Genomic DNA, 23,468 nt, shown 5'->3' with positions numbered 1-23,468 from the left:
ATATTTCTTGCTATTTTATATTTTAAAATAAATAATTAAAAAAATAAAAACTAAAATTATGGAACCTTTATATCGATCTATTTTAAAAAAGGCATGGCAGATAACTTGGAAGTATAAATTTTTATGGTTCTTTGGTGTATTTGCTCTTTGGCTTGGAAATGGTGGAGAAATGCAAATATTTTTCAATACCATGTATAGTGTAGAAGATATGACATCTTCTATAATTCCACAAGGTGTGAGAGATTTCTTTTTACTAGATGCACTTCATAACGCTCAAGGATTTTTAGGTATTTTGAATTGGGCAACTATGGTACTTATAATGATTATTATTGCAATTATAGTGATATGGATTATTATAATTTCCCAGACGGCTATTATAAAAGCTACAAATGATATAGCAGAAAATAAACCCGTAAAATTCAAAGATATTTTCAATAAATCCAAAGATTATTTTATAGAAGTTTTAGGTTTGAATTTTGTATCAAAATTTTTGATAACTCTTATTGTACTTGTTATAGCAATACCACTACTTCTTTTTGTTATTCAGGCTGGTGGAGAAAAATTTAAATTTGTTATAGGTATAATAGTTTGGTTATTCTTTCTACCTGTTGCTACAATTATTTCTTTTGTTATTAAATATGCTATAAATTTTGTTATTATTAAAGGTGAAAAATTTGTCCCATCCATATCAAAAGCATGGAATTTATTCAAAACAAATTGGCTTATTAGTATAGAGATGATGGCGACTCTTTTGATTATAAATACTTTTATAGGTCTTATAGTGATATATTTAACATTAGTAATACTTGGTCCTTACAATATGGATTTGCTTGTAATATATGCATTTACAAATGGGGATATAACAATGGTTTTGTTTAAGATAATTCCACTTGTTGTATTATATTTATTTGTTGGAATGTTTATATCAGTATTTCAAACATCTGCATGGGCACTTCTTTTCAATGAACTTACATCTGGTAAAAAATATAGTAAGGTGATTAGAGTGGTAGCGTCTTTATCAAATTATATGAAAACGAAAAATCAAATTGTAAAAGTTTCTGATATAAATAAAATCCCAGCTGATGCTAAATTAAAAAGAAGAAGAGGTAGACCAAAGGCTAGGGATTAATAAATTTTAATACTTATGACACAAAATATTGGTGATTTACTCAAAGAAAATCAGGATAATGAGGATTCTATAAAATTAAAAGAGAAGCTTCATGATATAAAAATAGACAACCTTGAAGAAGAAGCAAAAGCTTCTGCTGTATCTTGTGATGTTCCATATATAAATTTAAAAGGTTTTCCTATAGCTCCAGATGCTTTGAGTTTTATACCAATTGAAAAGTCAAAGAATTTTCAAATTGTTTGTTTTGCAATTTTGGATGATAGTGTTAAAGTGGGGACTACAAACCCATCCAATCCACAAGTCAAAAAATTAATAGATGAAATTATAGCAAATCAAAAAAGTGTTGAATTATTTTTGATATCAGATAATAGTCTAGAGTATGCAATTAGTATTTATGAAAAATTACCAAAATTGATCATTACAAAAAAAGGGGTTGAAATTACAGAAGATGATATAAATAAATATAGGCAAGAAAATTTTACTTTTGATAAAATAGATTCTTTACTTAAAAGAGCTGGAGTGTCAGAAATAATGACTGCTATAGTGGCGGTGTCAGTACAGGTTGAAAGTTCGGATATTCATATAGAGGCACAGGAGGATGGAATAAAAGTAAGAATGAGAATAGATGGAGTACTCCATATTGTAGCATCACTTGATTCGGAAATATGGTCTAAAATTATTTCTAGAATAAAGCTTATTTCAGGGCTCAAAATAAATATTACAGAAAAACCACAAGATGGAAGATTTACGATACATTTAAGTAAAGAGGATATAGATGTTAGAGTTTCAACAATACCTACAAATTTTGGAGAGAGTGTTGTTATGAGATTACTCAGGTCTTCTACAAATAGCTTGGGATTTGAAAGTTTGGGTATTCGTGGTAAATCATTTGTAGACTTGGATCAACAAATAAAAAGACCAAACGGGATGATAATAACCACTGGCCCTACAGGATCTGGTAAAACTACTACATTATATGGAATACTCAAAAAATTAAATTCACCAGAGAATAAAATTATAACTTTAGAAGATCCAATTGAATATAGATTACAAGGTGTCAATCAATCACAAATTCAAAAAGACAAAGATTATAGCTTTGCGTCAGGACTCAAATCTATTTTAAGACAAGATCCTGATATTGTAATGGTAGGAGAAATAAGAGATTTAGAAACAGCTGATACTGCTATAAATGCAGCTCTAACTGGACATCTCGTAATATCTACACTTCATACAAACTCTAGTTCTGCTGCTATACCAAGATTACTTGCAATGGGAGTAAAACCATTTTTATTATCTCCCGCAATAAACTCTATTATAGGTCAGAGACTTGTAAGAAAAATATGTCCAGATTGTAAAGAGGAAGAAAAAATAGATAATGAAAAAATGACACAGATATTAAATATTTTATCTTCTATTCCAGTAAATTCTGGTTCTCAATTAGATCAAGAAGAACTTAATAATATAAAATTTTATAAAAGTCGTGGATGTGAAAAATGTCATGGTTTGGGGTATAAAGGCAGAGTAGGTATATATGAAGTTCTTACAATGTCTCCGGAAATAGAAAATGTAATACTTGAAAACAAAGTTTCAGAATATGTAATTCAAGAATTAGCTCAGAAAAATGGAATGATAACAATGGTTCAAGACGGACTTTTAAAAGCAAAAGATGGAATAACTTCTATCGAAGAAGTATTCAAAGTAGCGGATTAATTTTTATTTTAATTATATAACCAAAAAACCCTTTAAATAAAGGGTTTTTTGGTTTTGAAGAATATTATTACTATTTATTTTTTCTATAAATTATATAAGAACCAACAAGTGTTCCAAATAAGATAATAACAATTGCAAAAATAAACACAGGAAGTCTTAAAATTTCTGGCAAGAATCCATTAATTGCAATAAGAAATCCTGATAACATAAATATTTTTCCGCTCAATCTATGAGATTTATTCCAGGTTTCTTCAGAAGAAAGTGTCCATGGAGTTCTTATTCCTACGAACCAATTTGGTTTTATTTTTCCCATATAATTTCCAAGTATTATAAACAATATTCCAACAGCAATAGGAATATATAGTGCTACATTAATAGGATAACCAATTGCACTAAGATTTGTCATAAACAATATACCAGTCAAAAATATCATAAGTACATTTTTTATTATATGATATATTTTTTCAAATTGTTCATATCTTTCTTTTTTGGGATCAAGATATGGCATAAATATAAACATTAGGTAAATTCCTATTATCATTGCATTTATAGCAATTACATGCGAAAAGCTATTTCCCCAATTATCTATTTCACCTCTAAAATTCCAATGTATAGGAATTTTTTCAGGCATTTTTGGATACAGCATGATAGATGAGACTCCACTAAATATTACACATAATATTGGTAATATTTCTGTTTTTAAATTCATTTTTATTGGGTTCTTCATAATTTTTTCTTTAGTTTTGTTATTTATTGAAAAATTTTATAAGTAATTCTGCCACTTCATCAAATATGCTCAAATTAAGAGAATAAATTATTTGTTGGCCACTTCTCTGAAATGTTACAAGATTTGTTTGCTTTAAAATATTTAAGTGATGAGAAATAGAGGGTAGGGTTATATCAAAATATTTACTAATCTCTCCTGCCGACATATCTTTTTTTTTCAAAAGGTCTAGTATTTTTCTTCTTGAAGGATCTGATAATGCATTTAGTGTTTCGTTTAATCCCATATAATTATTTTTAAATTGTATTTAGATATTTAGATAACTATCTAAATATTATCATATCAAAAACGATATGTCAATATTGGTTTTTTAATATAATTTTTATGTTATAATTAAATTAAACAAATTAATATTTATAATAAAATGAAGGATAAAAAATCTTTAAAAAACAGCAAAATGTATGTAGTAGCTGTAGATATGGGATATGGTCATCAGCGCGCTGCTTATCCATTTGTTTCTGTTTCTGAAGGTGGAATAATAAATGCAAATAGTTATCAAGGGATTAGTAAAAAAGAAAAAAAATCTTGGCAAGGTGGAAGAAAATGGTATGAAATAATATCAATGTATAAGAATTTTCCAATTTTAGGAAATTTGGCTTTTGGCATAATGGATGATATGCAAAAAATAGATCCATATTACCCAAAAAGAGATTTGTCAAATAATTCTTATCAACAAAAATATTTTTTCAATCAAGTTAAACACGGTCTTGGCAAAAAATTAATAGATGAATTAAATAAAAATCCGCTTCCCTTTGTAACTACTTTTTTTGTACCAGCATATTTTGCAGAATATTATGGATATAAAGGTGAAATATATTGTATAGTTTGTGATGCAGATATTGCTCGTGCTTGGGCTCCGTATCACCCAAAAACAAGTAGAATAAAATATTTAGTCCCAAATAAAAGAGTAAAAGAAAGGCTGATGCTTTATGGAGTAAATTCAAAAAATATATTCTTGACAGGTTTTCCTTTGCCAAAAGAAAATATTGGTGGAGTGAATATGAATATATTAAAGAATAGTTTGAAATCAAGAATATATAATTTGGATCCAAAGGGAATATATAGAAAAAAGTATGCAAAATTTATAGAAGGATATCTGTGTCCAGTTTCTCAAATAAAGAAAAATGCACATCCACTTACAATAATGTTTGCTGTTGGTGGTGCTGGTGCTCAGCGTGATTTAGGAGTTACAATTTTGGAAAGCCTAAGAGATCATATCAAAAAAGGAAAGCTTAGACTTATATTAGTTGCTGGTAATAGAAATGATGTTTATTTGTACTATGAAAAATATTTGAAGAATAATAAGATAGATAATTCCAAAAATGTAAAAATTTTATATTCAGAGGACAAGATGACATATTTCAAAATGTTTAATGAACAATTGAAAACCACAGATATATTATGGACAAAACCATCTGAGCTTAGTTTTTATGCGGGACTTGGAATTCCAATTATAATGTCTGAACCACTTGGATCCCAAGAAAATTATAATAGAAGATGGTTACTTTCTATTGGTGCAGGGGTTGATAGTAAAAATCCAAAATATGTAAATGAGTGGCTTTTTGATTGGATTGATTCTGGTTGGATGGCTGAGGCAGCTATGGAGGGATTTATGAATGCACCAAAGCTGGGTACGTATCATATAGAAAATATTGTGTTAAACAATAAAATAGATGAGATTGATGATGTAAATTTGTTATAAATATGTTTTTAGATAAAATAAAAATTAATCTTTATAAAAGTATAAAAAATCCTATAGATTTGGATTTGAATTTGATGAATACTTTTATTGGACAAAATAACTCTGGTAAATCAAATATTTTAGATGCAATAGAGCTTTGTATTGACCCAACAAAAGATAATACATCTCTATTTTATGATAAATCAAATATTATTTTAAATATTGAATTTACAGAATTTGAGGTGAAAGAATTTTTATTTCCAAGTGATAGGGCAAATCTGATTTTAAAAAATCAAAAAAGAATATTGTCATTTAAAAAAAAAGACATTGAATATGATGAAAAAATATCTAATTATCTATCTTCAAAAATAAAAAGATTAAATGAAAATGTATTTTTGGATCTTGATTGTATAAATGAAGATTTTAAAAATATTTTTAAATACAAACAAAATTTTTATGAGTTTCAGTATAATTTAAAAAAGCACTTTCCAAAAATATCTACTACAAAAAATGCATTGGATATAAATTATGAACACAAAGGTATAAAAGAAGGGGATAGAGATGCTACCATTGATTGGCTTGGAAGTGGTTTTAGTAGGGTATTTACTATACTTTTATATATTTATCATCCAGAATATAATATTATAATGATAGATGAACCAGAAAATCATTTGCATCCTGCTATGATAAGAAAATTGTTGTGGGCAATGCAAAATAGCAATTCTGGTCAAATTTTATTTACTACACATTCTCCTTTATTTATAACTCCAGTTTCCTTACCTCAACTTATAAAAGTTGTGAAAAAAGAAAATATTACAAGTGTTCTTACAATAAAAAACAAAAATTATAATTTAGATAGACTAATAAAAGAATTAAATGCGGATAATTTAGAAATGTTTTTCTCTGATGAAGTTGTACTTGTAGAAGGTGTATCAGACAAGTTGTTGTTTACATCTTTGATAAATAATTTTTATATGGGTGAAAAAGATATAAAAGTAATTCAAACATATGGAAAAGGAAATGCTGTTGTGTATGCTGAAGTTTTGAATATTTTTGATATTCCTTATGTTATGATTTTTGATAGAGATATGTTACAAGGTAATTATTTGAGAGACTTACTAAATCGTATTGATTTGAAATTGAAAAATGTATCAGGTGATAATTTTATAAAAGAATTAAAAAAATATAGAATTTTTGTATTGCCAAATGGTGACTTGGAAGCAAATTATCCAAGAAAATATCAGAAATATGATAGTAAATCAGAAAATGCTTTGTATGCATCGTCTTCTATTACAGAAGAAGATTTTAATTCTCTAAAAATGAAAAATTTAAAAGAAATAATTAATAGTTTGTAATAATTTTAATAAATAATAAGAAAAAATATGTCTTGGTTTTTAATAGCAATTATAGCTTATTTGATAATGGCTTTTGTAAACATTGGAGATAAGTTTATTTTAGGAAATGTAGTTCCTAATAGTAAAGCTTATACGTTTTTTGTGGGATGTCTTGGAATGATTGTTTTTGTCCTTGCTCCTTTTTATCTTATTTGGCCTGGAATTGTGACATTTCTTTTAAATATTATTATTGGAGCCATGTTTCCTTTGGCATTACTTTTGATGTATAAGGCATTAAAAGATGGTGATACTTCAAAAGTTATTACTCTTATTGGTGGTTCTATTCCAATATTTACAATATTTTTTTCAATTTCATTTTTTAATGAAAAATTTAGTGTTCGCGAATGGATTGGTATAATATTACTTCTTATTGGTACTTTGATTATTTCTTGGATTCCAAATAAAAAAACTATATGGCATAAATTTGCAATGTGGTTTGGTGATACAGATGATGATGATACAAAAGGAATAATTGTTGCAATTCTGGCAGCATTATTTTTTTCTTTGTTTTTTATTGGTACAAAATATATGTACAATATTCAGCCATTTATGAGTGGTTTTATTTGGATAAGATTGGGAAGTTTTATTATGGTACTATTTTTACTTGTTGATAAAAAAGATAGAGAAGGAATATTTAAGAGCATAAAATTATTAAAGAAAACAAAAAATAAGTTTTTGTTTTTTGGAAATCAAGGTCTCGCAGCTGTAGGCTCTTTTTTACAAAATTATGCAATTGCACTCGGGTCTGTGGTTTTTGTAAATGCATTACAGGGTGTACAGTATGCATTTCTTTTAATTCTTGGAGCTGTAATTACAATGTTAAGGCCAAAAGCTATAAAAGAAGATATATCAAAATCAATAATTATTCAAAAAGCAATATCAATATTTATAATTGCTATTGGTTTATATCTTATATCATAATTTTTTATTATTAATATGAAATTAAACAAAAAAATGATTATATATATTCTATTAATATTTTTAATAATATTTCTTTTGTGGTATTTAAAATTTGCAAAGCATTATCCTGGCAAAATTAATCTTCATAATACAAAAGAAAATTATTGGGCAGTAACGTTTTCCAAAAAACTTTGTGGTGAAATAGGTCTTGATTGGAAAGAAGTTTATATTTCTATGCTTGATGATTTGAAAGTAAAATATGTGAGAATTCCTATCTATTGGGATGATATAGAATTTGAAAAGGGGAAATATGATTTTAGTGATTATGATTATATGTTTAATGAAGGTAAAAAAAGAGGAGTAAAATTTGTTGCAAATATTGGTTGGCGTCTTCCAAGATGGCCAGAGTGTCATGCACCAAGTTGGACTTTTTCTATGGGAGTTTCAAATATAAAAGATCAAACACTTATCATGATTGATCATGTAGTTTCTAAATATAGAGATAGAGATGAAATAATAATGTGGCAGGTAGAAAATGAACCACTTTTAAATACTTTTGGAATATGTCCAGATGGTGATGAAGCATTTCTAGGAAGAGAGGTAAAATTAGTAAAAGAATTAGACAAAAGACCAATTCTTATAACTGCATCAGGAGAACTTTCTTCATGGAGAAGAGAGTGGGATATTGGAGACAAATTTGGTACTACAATGTATCGTGTGGTATGGAATCCTATTTTTGGGTATTTTAGGTATCCAATTCCAGCTTGGTTTTATAAATTCAAGGCAAGTTTTTTGAAATTGCGTTCTGATAATATGATAATAAGTGAGCTTCAAGCAGAGCCATGGGTTCCAAAGGGAACGCTTAAAGATTTGAAACCAGATGAATCAAATAAATCTTTTGATCTAAAACAATTTGAAGCAAATCTTCAATATGCAATTGATTCAGACCTCAATCAGTGTTATTTGTGGGGTGTAGAGTGGTGGTATTTACAAAAATTGAATGGAAATCCAGAATATTGGGATTTGGCAAAAAGTTTGTTTAATAAATAGTAGAATATTATAAAAAAGGAGCTAATAAGCTCCTTTTTTGAATCTTTTAATATATTTTAGTTTGATTTATTTTTCAATATAACAAAAAAGCCTATTAAAAGGCTTTAAAAAAAACAAAAACAATTCAATTTAACTTCTATATCTTAATAATCCAAATGGTGCTATGGTTAATATAACTAATAAATAATAAATAAAAACGCTTATGTTAACAACAATTGCAATTATTTTCATTGTTCTTTGGCTTGTAGGTCTAGTAACATCTTATACTCTTGGTGGATTTATCCACGCTCTTTTAGTAATAGCGGTTATTATGATTTTGGTAAGATTAATAAAGGGAAAAAGGGTTTAATAAAGAACCTTTTAAACTCTTTTAAATTTGTACAAACAAGTTTAATTTTTTACTTTAGATAAACAAAAATTTTTTGAATAATTAACAATTTATATATCAAAACTAAATTATAACTAATAAATATATGGCAATGAATTCTTCGTCAGTAAGTTCTATACTAACTTTCATCGTTGGAATATTGATGATTTTGTATGCTATTGTCTATCGCGGTAATGGCGCCAATGATTGGTCTGGTGCAACAATAATGATGTTTATCGCGATCATGGGAATGTGCTTGCAACTTTCTATAAATACCAAGCATAGCGCTTAAGTATAAAACGAGTTCGCGAATAAATCACCATCAACATCATGTTAATAGTGGTTTTGGTTGTAAAGATGTTAAATCTCATACATTTTAATTTAGTGGTATAACAAAAATCCAGTTATACGACCGGATATGAAGCCTATAAAAATGGATTTTTTTGTTGGTCGAGTTAAGCTCGATTGAGCTCATTGGTTATGGACGTTAGGACTGTGATTGTAGGGAATTGCTAGAAAATTTTATCAAAAAGAGAAAAGGGGAAGACTTTAAAGTCACCTTTTATTGATAGTAAAATTACTACTTCACTATAACACTATCAAGCTTGTCCAGCATCAATGCAATACAAAACAAAGAATAAAATAAATGGCTATTCCCAAACTTATATATCCAAATATATGATAAAAAATTAGGAGAATTTTTTAGTGGTTTTTTCTTATCAAATTCATCTTTTGGTGCCATAATTTTAATAATATTTTTATTCCAAAATGATTTTTATAAAATATATTATTTTTATAGGTAAAATTTTTGATTTTTAACGTATAATTAAAAGGCTCTGTGCTATCGTTGCACAGAGCCTAATATATTCTATTAATAGAATAGTATTTTTATTACGCCGACAAATGTTACTATAACAAAAATCTTTTCTAGCCAAACATTACCAACTTTTATACCCAATGATGTTCCTATCCATGATCCGAAAAATGAAGCAACAAACATTATACCGGCAATGCGCCAATTTATTATGCCTGCGAGTACAAATATTATAAAAGAAACAATGTTACTTACGAAATTTGTGATTTTCTTTGTGGCGGTTGCTTCTATAAAAGTCATTCCACTTCCCATATAAAGATATTGTAGAAAAATTCCCATGAAACCTATACATCCGCTCACAAGCCCAGTAAAAAGTGACATTATATAAATCCAGAAATTATTTTTTATTTTAATTTCTCTTATTTTATTCTTTTTTCTAAACGAGAACATTAGTAAAGAAATAAGAACTGAAATAGATATTATTTTTTTAAATAATTCTGGATTCATATTTATAACAATTATACTTCCTATTGAACTGCCGATTGTTATAAATGGAATTAGATAAATTGCCATTTTCCATTTTATATAGTGATGTTTATGGAATTTTATCAATGACGCAAACGATCCCAATCCTCCTGTTTTAAATGTAGCCAAAGCCTCATTTGATGGTAAACCCATAAACATAAGCAGTGGAAGTAAAACATTTCTATTTCCGCCCACCATAACCCCAAGCATTTGAGTAATAAAGGTGACTATAAATATAATTATAAGCTCCATGTTGTCCTCCTAATATTTTATTTATTTTTTAACATATAATGGTATCAATATGGTAAAATTAAGTCAAATATAAAAATAAATTTTTATATTTGTCAATAGTAGTTCAATTCTATTTACGGGTATAACAAAAAACCCTTTAAATAAAGGACTTTTTTATGGAGCTCCTTGGTAGAGGATGTTAGAGCTGTGATTGTGAGTAATTTATAATTATCCTATAAAAATAATAAAGTATTTCATGTCCTAATTTAGTTCTATTTTAGGAAAACATTCTGTTGTGCCGACAAATTTGTTATCACCAAATAATTTTATTATGCCATTAAGGTCGACTAAAAAATCTGCTTTATAAATCTTATAATCGCCAGACTTATTACTATAATCACATTTGCGATTATCATAATAATGAAAACCAGGTATTAAATAACCATCCTCAGTTTTACTTATCAGTGCTTCCTCTATTGGGGGTATAGTAAAACCCGCGCTAAAAAGATAATATCGCGCTGATTTTTTAGAATCTATAATTGGTTTATAGTCTTTTATAAAATCATCCCAATCATAATAAACGATTACTCTTTTTTCACCAATTGATAAATATATAAATGAATAGCTACTATTTGTTAATCCGGTATGTTTACCCATTGGGTCCTCTACACTATTACACCTATAGATATCTAACATATCTATATTACTATGAAAATTAAGATAGTGAGGTCCTATTTTTGATATACAGCCAATTTTTTCATTCATGGTTGAATTACAGACCCAATTATACTTACCACCAGTATCTATTGCACGAGAACAACTATTATCAAAATCCTCTCTGCTAATAACTAATGGTGCTTGATATTGTTTATCAAAAAAAATATCAGATCCTAGGTCACTTTTTTTTACTGGGTTATTAAATTTATCATTTTTTGTTTCAGAAGTATTTTTAATAGAATTTTTCTTTGTAAATTTATTGGAAACAGTATCTATTATAGTGCATCCACTTAATAAAAATATTATTACTAATAAAATTATAATTTTTTTCATAAAAATATATTTTGAGCTCAGCTCGACATTAATTATCCTAATTTAATTATATCAACAATCCAAATAAAAATATATCTCAGTTTGCTTTTTTCTTTAATGGTATCAAAAAAACCCAATATAAATGGGCTCTTTCGAATGGAGCGAGTAACGGGAATCGGACCCGAGAAAGCAGTTTTTACAAACATTTGATAAACATTGAGTAAAGTGAATAAAAGCCCATTAATACTGAATAATATTGATTATCAAATGCCATCAATTCCTATTAACTTCATTACATATAATCATTTCTTGGACACAATATGGCCACAATATGGCCACAACAATATTGGTAGAAATGCAAAAAAATAGAGAAGCCTCGAGATATTATCCCAAGGCTTCTTTTATTGATTTTGAAATTGTTTATCACTCTTTTTTCAACAAGGCATTTAGTTGCCCAAGTTGAATATGAGGATTTCTTTGTGTTATGCTTCTTATTCGATTCCAATCATCTGTGACAGCAACAACTCTGTAGAACATACCGCTGGCATATTGAGTCACGCGATAATGTGTGTAGGTTATGGCTTCGGTGCATCCGAGATACCAAAAGTTTGTATCAGGAATTTCACTGAAGTATATTACGTAACCAGTAATAGTTATTGGGTTATTGAAGATTGTTGTAGTAACTGGTTCCCAATTCAAAATTGCATTGCGACCTGAAATTGTAATTGTTAAGTTCTCAGGTGGAGCAGGTGGCACTTCCAGGACTGTGATGTAATTGGTTTTGATAAGCGAATCAGCAACACCGCTCGAATCAATGATTTTTAATTTCACGGAATACTGCCCAGCTTGCGTATAGGTATGGATTGGATTTTGTTCTAATGAGGTTTGACCGTCACCAAATGTCCACTGCCAGGAAGTTACTAAATTTTGAATTATTGATTGATCAGAAAAAGTAACCGTTAGTGGAATATATCCAGATGTTGGGGTTCCATTAAATAATACGAGTCTACCTCTGAGACGAATTGCATATGCTTGTTCATCTGAATATCCGGCCATTACATATCCGTCATCCAATGTTTGTGCTATTGAATAACCTTGATTATCTCCAGTGGTGCCAATAGTTTTATTCCATTGTTCATTTCCATTAGCATCGGTTTTGATTACCCAAGTATCATAATTTCCTAAACCAAAAGAGTTTGTCGTTCCAAATATTACATATCCACCATCTGATGTTTGGGCTACAGAACGACCATAATCTTCTTGAGTACCACCAAAATTTCTACTCCATTGTAAATTTCCATCTGAGTCAGTTTTGAGTAAATAGAAATCCCAAGTGCCAGATATGTTAGTGGTAGCACCGCATAAGATATAACCACCATCAGAAATCTGTTGCATGGAATAGCAATCTGGATAACCAGGAAAATCTCTTGTCCACTGTAAAGAACCATTAGAATCAGTTTTAATCAAGCAGGCTTTATTGTTTTGTTTTCCGGCTATTGCATAGCCTCCGTCAGATGTTTGAGTAACAGATCTTCCGACATCCCAACAATCATCAAAAACAAAACGCCTGTGCCATTCTCTTTCACCAAACCAGTTCGTTTTAATAAGCCATATGTCGCCGGATGGATCACCTGATAATTCGTTATTTGAACGAATATAACCAGTAATAATATATCCGTTGTCTGTGGTATATTGCAAAGATACGCCGACATCATCTTGACTGCCACCGTAAGTTCTCATCCATTGATAACTTCCGGCTGTATCAACTTTAAAAAGCCAAAGATTGGTATTGTCTGGACTATCATAAGACCTTGTAAATCCAGTTATGCAATAACCAGTTGGTGTTTCATCAACACAATAAGCAATGTCTTGTTGACTACCGCCAAAAGTTCTACTCCATTGTAAATTTCCATAAATATCAATTTTGATTATGTATGCATCTTGACCACCACTCCTATAAGAATTGGTTGATCCAACCATTATGCAACCCCCATCACTGGTAGCTTTAATATTTTCCATACACTCATTGTTTGGACCGCCAAAGGTCCTTGTCCAAAGAGTATCAGGTGCTTGTGCTATTAAAACTAGGCAAAAAGCCATTAAAATGGCCACAATAAGAAGCTTTTTCATCATTTCCTCCTGATGATTAGAATGTTAAATTTGTTTACACATTACAATAATGTTTAGTTTATGTCAAATATAATAATAAACAAAAATAGTCATTTAAGACTATTATATACTCCTTAGTGGAGGACGTTAGAACTGTGATTGTAGGGAATTGCTAAAATAAATCAATAAAAAAGAAAAAGAATTTATATGTATCTAAAAAATTATGACTATTTATTAATTAAATCCTATTTCTTTTAAAAAAGCCTTAGGGCTTCTAGTTTTATTGATATTTAAAATATTACATATATCTGGAATTTTGTATAATTGATTAGAATTAATTCTAGAGCTTTCTCTTGAAAAAATACCTAAATTTTCGGCTTCTGCATAAGCTAACAAATAAGTGTCTACCGTTGATTTGCCAGTAATGTCATCAATTATTTTGTATTGATTATTGATTTCAACAGCACGATTTTTATTATTATCATTAATTTTTTTAACCAACCCTTTATTTTTTTGTTCAGAGAGCCATTTTTTTAAGTCTTTATCATAACGCACCTCCCAAACGACAACATCGAGAAGTACCCATTTATCATTCTTTAAAGCATCTGAGAGTCTATACCAAAAATCTTTGTTTAAATTTAGAGCAATAGGCTTCCAGAGAGAAAGCTCTATTAAAACATTTGTATCAACTAAGTATTTTATTTTTGTTAAATTATTTATCATAGACTTTCAACAGAGAATTTGAGTAAATTAGATGCCTCTACGTAATTTATTTTTTTATCAAAATAAAGTTCTAAAATAATGTTATTAAAAAGTTTTCCATTTGAATCTCTCATATTATTAACATAACTTCCGCCAGTATTTTTTTTATTATTTTTATGTATAACGTCTTCATCAGTTTCTTTACGTATTTTTTCTTCTAAATTATCTATATCATTTTTATCAATTTTATTTAGATCTTTAAGTCTATAAAAAATCATTAATCTACTAACTTTGTAAATTTCTGCCATATTATTAATGTCGGATATATCATAAAATGTTTTTTTAAGATCTTTTGTAGGCAATAACAATTCAGCGGCAACTTTATTACAAAATATTTCCTCGTAGTTTATGTTTTTATTTAAATGTCTAAACTCTAAGCTATTTGATATTGAGTCAGTTTTTCTAAACAAATGAGCTAACTCGTGTATAAGCGAAAATATCTGTGCAGAAAGAGCATCTCTTCTATTAAGAATAATATAAGGACAATAATCATCAGAAATATAAAGGCCTCTCATATCGTCTACTTTTATTCTATGGTAATGTATGGTTTTTCCAATAAATATTCCACAATCCTCTGCTTTTCTTATTAAATAATCCAATACTTTTTTGCGAGAGCTTACTCCAGAAATATTTTTTATTTCATAAGAATCAATATTTAGTTTTTCTTTTATTAATAAAGCTAATTGATCTGGATTTTGAATCTCTTTACCACTACCCTGTAAAACATTTTTTTTTAGGTTATATTTAATATTTTGTTTTAACCATCGTTGTCTTCTAATAACAATATTAATGAGTTTCTGTATTTTTTCATCATTATATGAATCTTGTCCAATCCTATAGTCTGGAATTGTTTTGTTCTTCTTAATAGACTCTCTAGAAAAAAAGAGTACCTCAGGAATATCATATATTTTTGCTAATCTAGTTATTTGATTCCACGTTGGCAGTGATGTTCCATTTTCCCATTCAAAAACTAAATCAATTTTTGATTTTGAAATTTTTCTTGTTGCCGACATAGTACTCAGACCGACATTATTTCTTGCAATTTCTAAATTTTCTTTATTTATTGATTTAACTTTATCCATATAAATATTATACAATAGTTTCCAAGCCAAAGAAACCTATTAGATTTCTTAATTCTATCTAAAATCTTGTCTCTCATATATTTTTATATTAGAATCTTTATTTTTTTAAATCACTTTTTAATGAGTTTATAAGATTGATTTAATTATATCAATCAAATTTAGCACTTGGGTTTATCTCCGCAGGAGTTTTCCAATCTATATTATATTTTTCTTTTAAGATTCTTTTCTTTTCTTCCCAAAAGATATGACAATCTCCTAAATGATGACCTTTTCCTATTTCTGGTCTAGCCCAACCCCAAAATTTCTTTTTATCTTTCTTCTTTTTGTTTTCAAGTATTTCTTCTGCTTCTTCTTCTGCCCTATCTATGCATTCTCTTACTTTAGGATCTTTCCTCATTAAGTCTGTACCCATTACTATATCGTCATAGATTGATTTTGCAATTTCTTCTTCGATTGAAAGTCCATCTCTAGAACTTAAAATTAAACCATTACTATAATCATCTCCATAGTCAAAGCCTTTTATTTCGTAATTTACATCATAAGATTGATCATCACCTTTTTTAAAACTAGTAACTTTAAACCTTATTTGGGATAAATATTCCTTATCAAAATTTAATGGATTCTCCTTTATTATTTTTTGAAATTCATTCTCTATATATTCTATAGAGTCTTTGTACTTATTTATTTCGTCCATATTTTTTAAAAATAATAATTATGTTTATATTATTACCAAATTATTTATAAAACTTCTCTTGGTCTGGGACCATTAGCTGGTCCGATTATTCCATTATCTTCTAACATATCTAATAATCTAGCAGATGCTGCATAACCAATTTTTAATTCTCTTTGTATAGCAGTAGCAGATATCTTATTAAAAGTTACAACAATTTTTTTAGCCTTTTCATATGATTCTTCTGCGATTTCATCTATAGTCTTAGGAAATAATCTTCTTCTAATTGATATGTAAAATCCTATTGTAAATAATATCACAGATATCAACTTGAGATAATTTGTATTATAATTATATATTTTTATTCTTCCAGCACCAGCTGGAAAGTTAGCAGGAAAATTTGGAAAATAGTAAGCTAAGGCAAAAATCCAAATGCTAAACAATGTTAAAATATAAGGAAATTCTTTTTTTGAAAATATTTTCATACTTTATTCTTCTATTTTTTTAATTGTTGTCTAATTAAATTAGTCTCTATTTTTATTTTTTTAATAAATATCATTAAAATTATGATAATTATTAAAAGAATTATATTTACTGCAAGAAGATTTCTGTTAAAATTATTTAATAATACAAGTAAAATTATTATAATAAAAAATATTATAATTAAACTATATACATATAATATTGCCAATAAATCTTCTTTTTCTAATAATTTTGTTTTTAGTTCTTTTATTTCTTTATCTTCTTTTGCTATTTCTTTCTTTATTTCATTATTTTTTGCTTTCAAAGATTTTGTTTGTGGAGATATAAAAAGTGATATTATATATAAAATAATAGCCCAAATAGTTATATTAATTACTCCATCTAATAAAGCAATTTGCTTTTGTGATATAGACGGGCTAATAAACGTTAAAATTAGAATTATTATAACAATTATTTTAAATATTTTTTGTCCAGAAATTTTTCCTCCTTTTTGTTGAGTAGAAGTTTGATTGTTATTTTTTGATTTGTCTATCTGATGAACCTCTGTTCCACAGGAAGAACAAAATTTAGCATTTTCTAATAACTCTTTTCCGCATCTATGACAAAACATATGGTTTATTTATTATTTATATTTTTGTATACAAATATTTTTACATTCTTTGTCTGTGACCGCTAATGAATATTCTTTAATTATTTCCCCGGTAGATGCATTATGAATCATATTAGTATAACAATCTCCATTTTCATAAACTTCGCTACCAGAACAACAAACACTTACACAATTTTCATATTTTCGCTCCTTTTGTTTTTCATAAAAGAAAAATCCAGCAACTCCTAGAATTAATAACACTATTATTAAAATTATTATTTTTTTCATATATTTTATATATTAATTATTAATACCATTTAGCCACCCCACCGTGATGAGAACAAGTTCCACTTCTATGTTGGCTGAAACTATAGCTCCCATCTCTACATTTTGCTGATGCACCAACTGGAATAGTGTCAGAATATGCTGGTGAATGAACCTTATTACCATCTACATTCGTGTAATGATTATCATTGGATAAATTATTATTAGTTTCTGTATTAACTTCTGGTATTACATTTTTTATTGGTTGTTCTTGTTTTACAATATTTTCTATAGCTGGTGGCTGTGAATAATTATTATGATAACTTGTATTATCCATAACCTCATCACATCCACTTAAAAATGGAATAATAAATATAAGTATTAACAATAGATGTATCCTTTTTTTAAATATTGGTTTCATATCTTTTATATCAATATGAGATTTACCAGCTATAATATTCACATTTCTCACACATCGATTCGGCATTTTGACAACTAGATTGAGCTTCATCACAATAATACATAGTATCTTCACAACCAGAACAACTAGATTGAGCTTCAACACAATAAGATTGAGCATTTCTACACTCACGATATGTTTTATTAGTGGACCATTGTAAATCTTCTATAGCCGAGTTTAATAACAAAAATCCTATTATTAAAAATATTACGACTATATAAAATCGTAAATTATTTTTTATATCTTTTTTAATGAATTTTAATATCCTCTTCATATTATTATAAATTTTAAAGTTTTTTTAGAAACACTCATCAAGACAATCAGAATATGGACAACTTGCTTGACCAGCACTGTTCATACAATTTTTAGCATCAAGTCCAGCACATTTCTTACTACACAATTCGAATCTGGAATCATCCCTTTCTCTTTCTTCTATGGTGGGGTGACTCACTGTATCATAATTACTAGCGCTATTTGTTGTGCAACCAGACAAAATTAAGATTGATGAGAATAAAATAAAAAATAATTTAATGTTCATATATTTAATATATTTATAAACTTCCAATTTCTATTTTATCAAGATTTTCATTTGTAATACCAAGAGATAGGCTTTTGAATAAATTCATTAAATTTGCAAATGTTACTTCGTGTTTTAATCCATTTGTATCTATATACCATATCCTCCCACCTTCTTCTACTTGTAAAAATAATTTTCCTTTATTTGAATTACCTAATGTCGTAGATTTTTTGTCTGATATTTTATCAAGATCTGCATTCGTTATTCCAATGGATAATTTTTCAAATAAAGCCAAGGCATTCGCAAAAATAACTTCATATCTTTTATTTTCTTTTGTATCCACATACCAAATTCTACCACCTTCCTCAACTTGTAAAAGTAACTTCCCACTCATTTTTTTGGATAATGTTTTGTCTATTTTAGTATTAGGCTCTATTTTTTGTGGAATTGTATATAATATACTATCATCACTACTATCTTGTTCTTTTAAACTATAGTTATAATTAACATTAGAAACATCTAAAATAGAACAAGTATCATTATCATTTTGTAAAACTATTTTATCCCATACATCAATATTAAAATCTGTTCCTAGATTTATAACTATTTTTTCGTCTACATAATTGTCTATTAAAAGACATCCAATTCCATACTCTACTAAATATCGTGAGCTTGTATATTCATTTTCTATAATTGCTTTATCATTATTTTCATCAAGTTCTTTTAATATAAAATAAACGTTGTTTTGTTTTTCAACACATTTATTATCTGAATCTAATGTATATCCGTCATTACACTTACATTTTTCAGTAATATAGTCATAAGAGGAATGAGAACCATATTTAGTAGAGCAACTAATACATTCTAATCCGCTACCAAAAGTTTTATAGGATAATTCATATCCACTTTTGCATTCACAACTTTTTGAGAGTGAATCATATTCTGACCCAAAACCGTATTTACTAGAACAAGATATGCATATTAAATCGTTAGATGCATTAGTGTCCCAAACATATCCACTTTTGCATTCACATTTTTGAGATATAGAATTATATTCTGAACCGTAACCATAAAGGCTAGAACATTTTGAATCCCCAGAAACACAATAATCTTCCCCGAGGAAATTTTTACCCCATACATATCCACTCATACATTTACAGCCACTACCTAGATAATCTGAAGTCGCACCAAAACCGTATTTACTAGAACAAGATACACAAGTTGAATTACCAAATAAACCATCATCCCATACATATCCATTTTTACATTCACAGCTTTTCGAGATTGAATCATATTGTGACCCATAACCATATTTATCATAACAATATGAACCACCAGAAATACAATAATCTTGACCCATAAATTTACCCCATACATACCCACTCATACACTTACAATAACCAGTAAAATCTTCATAAGCCCACATTCCATATTCCATACATCCAGATGCTTTTATTTTTTGTGGTAATATGATAAATACAAATGATAAGATTAATAAAGGAATATAAATTTTTTTCATATATTTAAAATTATTATTTATAAACTCCCAATTTCTATTTTATTTAGATTATCGTTTGTAATACCTAATGACAAACTTTCAAATAAAGTCATTAAATTAGCCCAAGTTACTTCCCATCTTTTGCCATCAAAATCTACATACCAAATTCTACCGCCATCTTCTACCTGTAAAAGTAATTTTCCTTTCAATCTATTCCCTGTAGCAGATGTCCAATTATTAGTGTGTAATGAAATTTTTTCTAAATCTTTATTAGATATTCCAAGAGCAAATTTTTCAAATAGAGGTAATGCATTAGCAAAGGTTACTTCAAATCTTTTACCATCATCTGGATTTACATACCAAACTCTACCTCCTTGGTTTACCTGAAGAAGTAACTTACCTTTTAAACGATTAGATAATCCCTGGTCTACAATAATTGGATAATCATTTGTCTCTGCAAAAACTAAGTTATCATTACATAATAAGTCTTGTTCAAGATTTTCATTATATATCAATTTTAAAAATCTATGTTTATGTTCTAATTCAACAATATTACTATTTGTTGGATTCATATAAAATTCATAATATATATTGTTATGAGGAGACAAACTTTTCTGGTAAATTTGTTCTTCGGGTGACAATCCGTTTTGATAGTGATTCTCTTTCCATTGAACTATTTTTCCATTAGATATATTTGTAATAGTATATTGGTTAGAGTTTTGTAAATTCCCAGTAAATTTAGTACCCCCAAAATCTGTAAAACTATTTATTTTCTTTGTTGAATACCCTTCATAAACAACTGGATATTTCCAATCTACAGTAATATTATCTAATCTAGTGTAGCACTCTAAAGGTTCCCACATCCATCCTTGGTCAATTTTATCAAAATCTACATTGTAAGCTTTTAATGGCTGTTTTTTATTAGAATCTTTGTAAAAATATAAATTTTTTATCGTTTTAAAAATTTCTGGTTGGTATTCGTATTCATAAATATACGGACTAGAAACGTTACCAAGATTATCTTCCCCAAAAAAGGTAAGGTAGTATTTACCAGGGCTATCTATATCAATAATTTCCGTTAGAGCAAGTGTAGTCTGTGCTGAATTCAAATACTTTGGCACATATTTAATAACATTATTATCAATTTTACTATGTGGAACTGTATCAAAATAATAATATGTCTTTGCTAACCCATTAGGATCAATTTTATATAGATCTTCAGTAAATAATATAAATTGTATATGATTATATGGTTCTAATTTTCCTAAATTTTTTGGAAAACATCTTCCTCCTATAAAATCATAATTATCTTCATAGACCCAATAACAGAGCTGACCTGACAAGTTAAAATTCGGTGGAGTGATATCATTTTGAATGCTAGTAGTCGGTCTTTCTATAATGGGTTCCTGTTCTACAATACCTTGTTGATATTGACTCCCTAAAATTTCAGATAACCAATTTTTAATACTATTTACAGATAACAAATAACTTAATGAATTCAATGTGCCAGCTACAACCATCGTTGGAATACCAATAAATTGTTCCGTAGAATTATATGCAGATCCTCCTGAATTTCCATGTTCTAGTGGAGTTGTTGTTTTTATATAATTTTGTGTTCCATCAGAGTTACTACCAAAACCACTAAAATCACCAGATGTGTATGTTATAGTGGATCCACCAATTCCAGGAAACCCAACAGCTTCAATCTTATCTCCAAATTTTAAATTATCAGAATTAGAATTCCAAATATCAACATATGTATATGTTTTATTAGTAGGATTGTCTAGGTATAGAAGTGCTACATCCATATCCTGAGAAGTGGTATGATATTTTACTTCAGCTAAATTAGGGTTTATTTCTGTTCCAAAATTTGGTTCTTTACTTATTGATTCAACAAATCCTATAAAACAAGTATCTATTATTCCACCATATTCATCTGTAACAACGTGCTTATTGGTTAAAATAATTCCTTTCTGGTCTATTATCGTTCCCGATCCACTGAACCAATTTCCATAATTATCTGGACATACAATTTGAACCGTAGAACTAATTTGACTTTGTGTAACAGCATTACTAAAATTATAAGGTATTGCTCCTAGACATAAAAACACTATAAGGAGTAAAAATGTTTTTTTCATATATTTATTTTTTAATTATAGATATTTCCATTATACCTCCTTTATTTATGAGGGTAAAGTTAATTTTGTTAACAAAAATCAACTTGAAATCTTGAAAAATAAATCAATTTCAGCTAAGTTTAATATAGATTAATATGAAGATTATATGAAAAAAAATAATAATTTAACTAATAGTTTAGGACAAAATAATAAACATACCCTCCAAGAATTGGGATTTAATCAATTTCTTCGCTCTAAAGACGTAGAAGAACAAGAGAATCGTGCATATCAACAACGAATGGAAGAGAATGATAAAAAACGAGAAAGTCGTGAAAGAATAAGAATAGAACGTATTAGTAAAAGTGACAAAGACGAACTTGTTTATATGATGGACAAAATTATTGAAAAATGTATAGCTCGTGAAGGGAGAGAAAGAATCGAAATGGAAGCATATGATTTAGGTATTGAAGAAAATTTGATGACTATTGTGGAACGTTATAGTCTTTTAATTAAACTTAAAGAAAAGAGGTGTTTTGAAAGTGTAGAACGTGTAGGAAATACGTGTTTTGTAGTTACAAAGCCAAATATAAAAAAATTAATAGAATATAAGGAAGAATTAGAAAATAAATTTATTACTGTAAAGTCAAGAAAGATTGAAAAAAATTGTAAAATATCAAAAAAATTTCCAGAGGGTACTGGATGGGAAGATATAAGGATTAATTTTTTAAATGGAGATGATATAAATATATATGTAAAAAATAAATTTTTAGAAAAAACGAATTCTGAAAAAATGTGTTTATGTCATCAAAAAAGTAAAAAACCAAATAAACAATGGCTTTTTTTAAAAATGCTTTCTATAAATAAAGGAAAGTTTAATTTAAATAAGGAGTGTTTTGGTATAAATTATAATGAAAAAACTAGACAAATTAAATCAAAATTATCTAAAGTTTTAAAAAATTATTTTTCCATAGATGATGATCCATTTTATCCAACTAAAGAGCGTGGGGGGTATGAAACTAAATTTGAAATATATCCTGAACAGAGTTTACGTGGAAATGGAGAAATATATGGTTTTAAAGATATAGAAAAACGGTATTTATCAAAAAATACAAAAAAACAATATTTACCAGGTGTAGATGATGTGTAATCTGTGAAAAAAACATATAGTTTTTAGACTTAGAATTGTAAAAAAATGGCTATTTCAAGCCATTTTTTTGTATTTTGTGAAATTTCACAATATACCTACATAAGAAGAATAGAAAATTAATATTAATAAAAATTATATGAAAGGAAAAAGACTAAT

General features: G+C 27.9%; 25 protein-coding genes. 8 read left to right on the top strand and 17 right to left on the bottom strand.

Annotated elements, in window-relative coordinates; all coding sequences use genetic code 11:
• The first annotated feature begins 58 nt into the window (after nucleotides 1–58).
• On the top strand, nucleotides 59–1,129 hold the full coding sequence (locus PHZ07_01430; GenBank protein ID MDD3284235.1) for a hypothetical protein: 1,071 nt from the start codon (nucleotides 59–61) through the stop codon (nucleotides 1,127–1,129).
• 15 nt (nucleotides 1,130–1,144) lie between these two features.
• Nucleotides 1,145–2,839: a GspE/PulE family protein gene (locus PHZ07_01425; protein MDD3284234.1), complete on the top strand. Its 1,695-nt coding sequence runs from the start codon at nucleotides 1,145–1,147 to the stop codon at nucleotides 2,837–2,839.
• A gap of 70 nt (nucleotides 2,840–2,909) precedes the next feature.
• Here the strand turns inward: PHZ07_01425 and PHZ07_01420 are convergent, their stop codons facing one another.
• Complete coding sequence (locus PHZ07_01420) at nucleotides 2,910–3,566, bottom strand: SdpI family protein (protein MDD3284233.1); 657 nt, start codon at nucleotides 3,564–3,566, stop codon at nucleotides 2,910–2,912.
• A gap of 19 nt (nucleotides 3,567–3,585) precedes the next feature.
• Complete coding sequence (locus PHZ07_01415; protein ID MDD3284232.1) at nucleotides 3,586–3,849, bottom strand: autorepressor SdpR family transcription factor; 264 nt, start codon at nucleotides 3,847–3,849, stop codon at nucleotides 3,586–3,588.
• 138 nt (nucleotides 3,850–3,987) lie between these two features.
• Here PHZ07_01415 and PHZ07_01410 point away from each other — a divergent pair, with 138 nt between their 5' ends.
• From PHZ07_01410 to PHZ07_01390, 5 genes are all read left to right on the top strand, one after another.
• Nucleotides 3,988–5,325 (top strand): hypothetical protein, encoded by a 1,338-nt coding sequence (locus PHZ07_01410; protein ID MDD3284231.1) that lies wholly within the window; start codon nucleotides 3,988–3,990, stop codon nucleotides 5,323–5,325.
• Between the two features lie 2 nt (nucleotides 5,326–5,327).
• Nucleotides 5,328–6,659 (top strand): AAA family ATPase, encoded by a 1,332-nt coding sequence (locus tag PHZ07_01405; protein ID MDD3284230.1) that lies wholly within the window; start codon nucleotides 5,328–5,330, stop codon nucleotides 6,657–6,659.
• A 27-nt stretch (nucleotides 6,660–6,686) separates the two neighbouring features.
• The gene (locus tag PHZ07_01400) at nucleotides 6,687–7,619 is read left to right on the top strand and encodes an EamA family transporter (protein ID MDD3284229.1); all 933 of its coding nucleotides are present in this window, start codon (nucleotides 6,687–6,689) and stop codon (nucleotides 7,617–7,619) included.
• Between the two features lie 15 nt (nucleotides 7,620–7,634).
• Entirely contained in the window at nucleotides 7,635–8,648 is a 1,014-nt protein-coding gene (locus tag PHZ07_01395) for a hypothetical protein (GenBank protein MDD3284228.1), read from the top strand.
• 202 nt (nucleotides 8,649–8,850) lie between these two features.
• Nucleotides 8,851–8,997, top strand: coding sequence for a lmo0937 family membrane protein (locus PHZ07_01390; protein ID MDD3284227.1), 147 nt, complete (start codon nucleotides 8,851–8,853; stop codon nucleotides 8,995–8,997).
• Nucleotides 8,998–9,595: 598 nt separating this feature from the next.
• On the opposite strand, the gene PHZ07_01385 is transcribed toward PHZ07_01390, so the two are convergent.
• From PHZ07_01385 to PHZ07_01315, 15 genes are all read right to left on the bottom strand, one after another.
• Entirely contained in the window at nucleotides 9,596–9,757 is a 162-nt protein-coding gene (locus PHZ07_01385) for a hypothetical protein (GenBank protein ID MDD3284226.1), read from the bottom strand.
• A gap of 129 nt (nucleotides 9,758–9,886) precedes the next feature.
• Complete coding sequence (locus PHZ07_01380; protein ID MDD3284225.1) at nucleotides 9,887–10,606, bottom strand: sulfite exporter TauE/SafE family protein; 720 nt, start codon at nucleotides 10,604–10,606, stop codon at nucleotides 9,887–9,889.
• A 240-nt stretch (nucleotides 10,607–10,846) separates the two neighbouring features.
• Nucleotides 10,847–11,635, bottom strand: a complete 789-nt coding sequence (locus PHZ07_01375) for a lipoprotein (GenBank protein MDD3284224.1) — start codon at nucleotides 11,633–11,635, stop codon at nucleotides 10,847–10,849.
• Nucleotides 11,636–12,037: 402 nt separating this feature from the next.
• The gene (locus PHZ07_01370; GenBank protein MDD3284223.1) at nucleotides 12,038–13,633 is read right to left on the bottom strand and encodes a PKD domain-containing protein; all 1,596 of its coding nucleotides are present in this window, start codon (nucleotides 13,631–13,633) and stop codon (nucleotides 12,038–12,040) included.
• A 324-nt stretch (nucleotides 13,634–13,957) separates the two neighbouring features.
• Nucleotides 13,958–14,446, bottom strand: a complete 489-nt coding sequence (locus tag PHZ07_01365; protein MDD3284222.1) for a DUF4411 family protein — start codon at nucleotides 14,444–14,446, stop codon at nucleotides 13,958–13,960.
• The gene (locus PHZ07_01360) at nucleotides 14,443–15,567 is read right to left on the bottom strand and encodes an ImmA/IrrE family metallo-endopeptidase (GenBank protein ID MDD3284221.1); all 1,125 of its coding nucleotides are present in this window, start codon (nucleotides 15,565–15,567) and stop codon (nucleotides 14,443–14,445) included. The genes PHZ07_01365 and PHZ07_01360 overlap by 4 nt, the downstream gene beginning before the upstream one ends.
• A 148-nt stretch (nucleotides 15,568–15,715) precedes the next feature.
• Complete coding sequence (locus PHZ07_01355; GenBank protein ID MDD3284220.1) at nucleotides 15,716–16,261, bottom strand: hypothetical protein; 546 nt, start codon at nucleotides 16,259–16,261, stop codon at nucleotides 15,716–15,718.
• A gap of 44 nt (nucleotides 16,262–16,305) precedes the next feature.
• Nucleotides 16,306–16,722, bottom strand: coding sequence for a DNA translocase FtsK (locus PHZ07_01350; GenBank protein MDD3284219.1), 417 nt, complete (start codon nucleotides 16,720–16,722; stop codon nucleotides 16,306–16,308).
• A gap of 11 nt (nucleotides 16,723–16,733) precedes the next feature.
• Complete coding sequence (locus PHZ07_01345; protein ID MDD3284218.1) at nucleotides 16,734–17,330, bottom strand: zinc-ribbon domain-containing protein; 597 nt, start codon at nucleotides 17,328–17,330, stop codon at nucleotides 16,734–16,736.
• 12 nt (nucleotides 17,331–17,342) lie between these two features.
• Nucleotides 17,343–17,597 (bottom strand): hypothetical protein, encoded by a 255-nt coding sequence (locus PHZ07_01340; GenBank protein ID MDD3284217.1) that lies wholly within the window; start codon nucleotides 17,595–17,597, stop codon nucleotides 17,343–17,345.
• A 19-nt stretch (nucleotides 17,598–17,616) separates the two neighbouring features.
• Entirely contained in the window at nucleotides 17,617–17,994 is a 378-nt protein-coding gene (locus tag PHZ07_01335; GenBank protein ID MDD3284216.1) for a DUF3761 domain-containing protein, read from the bottom strand.
• A 22-nt stretch (nucleotides 17,995–18,016) separates the two neighbouring features.
• A complete protein-coding gene (locus PHZ07_01330; GenBank protein ID MDD3284215.1) occupies nucleotides 18,017–18,307 on the bottom strand; it encodes a hypothetical protein in 291 nt (96 codons plus the stop codon).
• Between the two features lie 24 nt (nucleotides 18,308–18,331).
• Nucleotides 18,332–18,571 carry a hypothetical protein gene (locus PHZ07_01325; protein ID MDD3284214.1) on the bottom strand — a complete coding sequence of 80 codons (240 nt, stop codon included), beginning with the start codon at nucleotides 18,569–18,571 and terminating at the stop codon, nucleotides 18,332–18,334.
• Between the two features lie 13 nt (nucleotides 18,572–18,584).
• On the bottom strand, nucleotides 18,585–20,069 hold the full coding sequence (locus PHZ07_01320) for a hypothetical protein (protein MDD3284213.1): 1,485 nt from the start codon (nucleotides 20,067–20,069) through the stop codon (nucleotides 18,585–18,587).
• 17 nt (nucleotides 20,070–20,086) lie between these two features.
• The gene (locus PHZ07_01315) at nucleotides 20,087–22,186 is read right to left on the bottom strand and encodes a trypsin-like peptidase domain-containing protein (protein ID MDD3284212.1); all 2,100 of its coding nucleotides are present in this window, start codon (nucleotides 22,184–22,186) and stop codon (nucleotides 20,087–20,089) included.
• Nucleotides 22,187–22,331: 145 nt separating this feature from the next.
• On the opposite strand from PHZ07_01315, the gene PHZ07_01310 reads away from it, so the two are divergent.
• Entirely contained in the window at nucleotides 22,332–23,312 is a 981-nt protein-coding gene (locus PHZ07_01310; GenBank protein ID MDD3284211.1) for a hypothetical protein, read from the top strand.
• The last annotated feature ends 156 nt before the right edge of the window (nucleotides 23,313–23,468 follow it).

The sequence above is a fragment of the Patescibacteria group bacterium genome, assembly GCA_028692545.1.
Lineage (GTDB): Bacteria > Patescibacteriota > Patescibacteriia > UBA1558 > S5-K13 > STD2-204.
The sequence above is the reverse complement of the archived record's forward strand: the minus strand, read 5'-3'. Positions and strand labels throughout refer to the sequence as shown.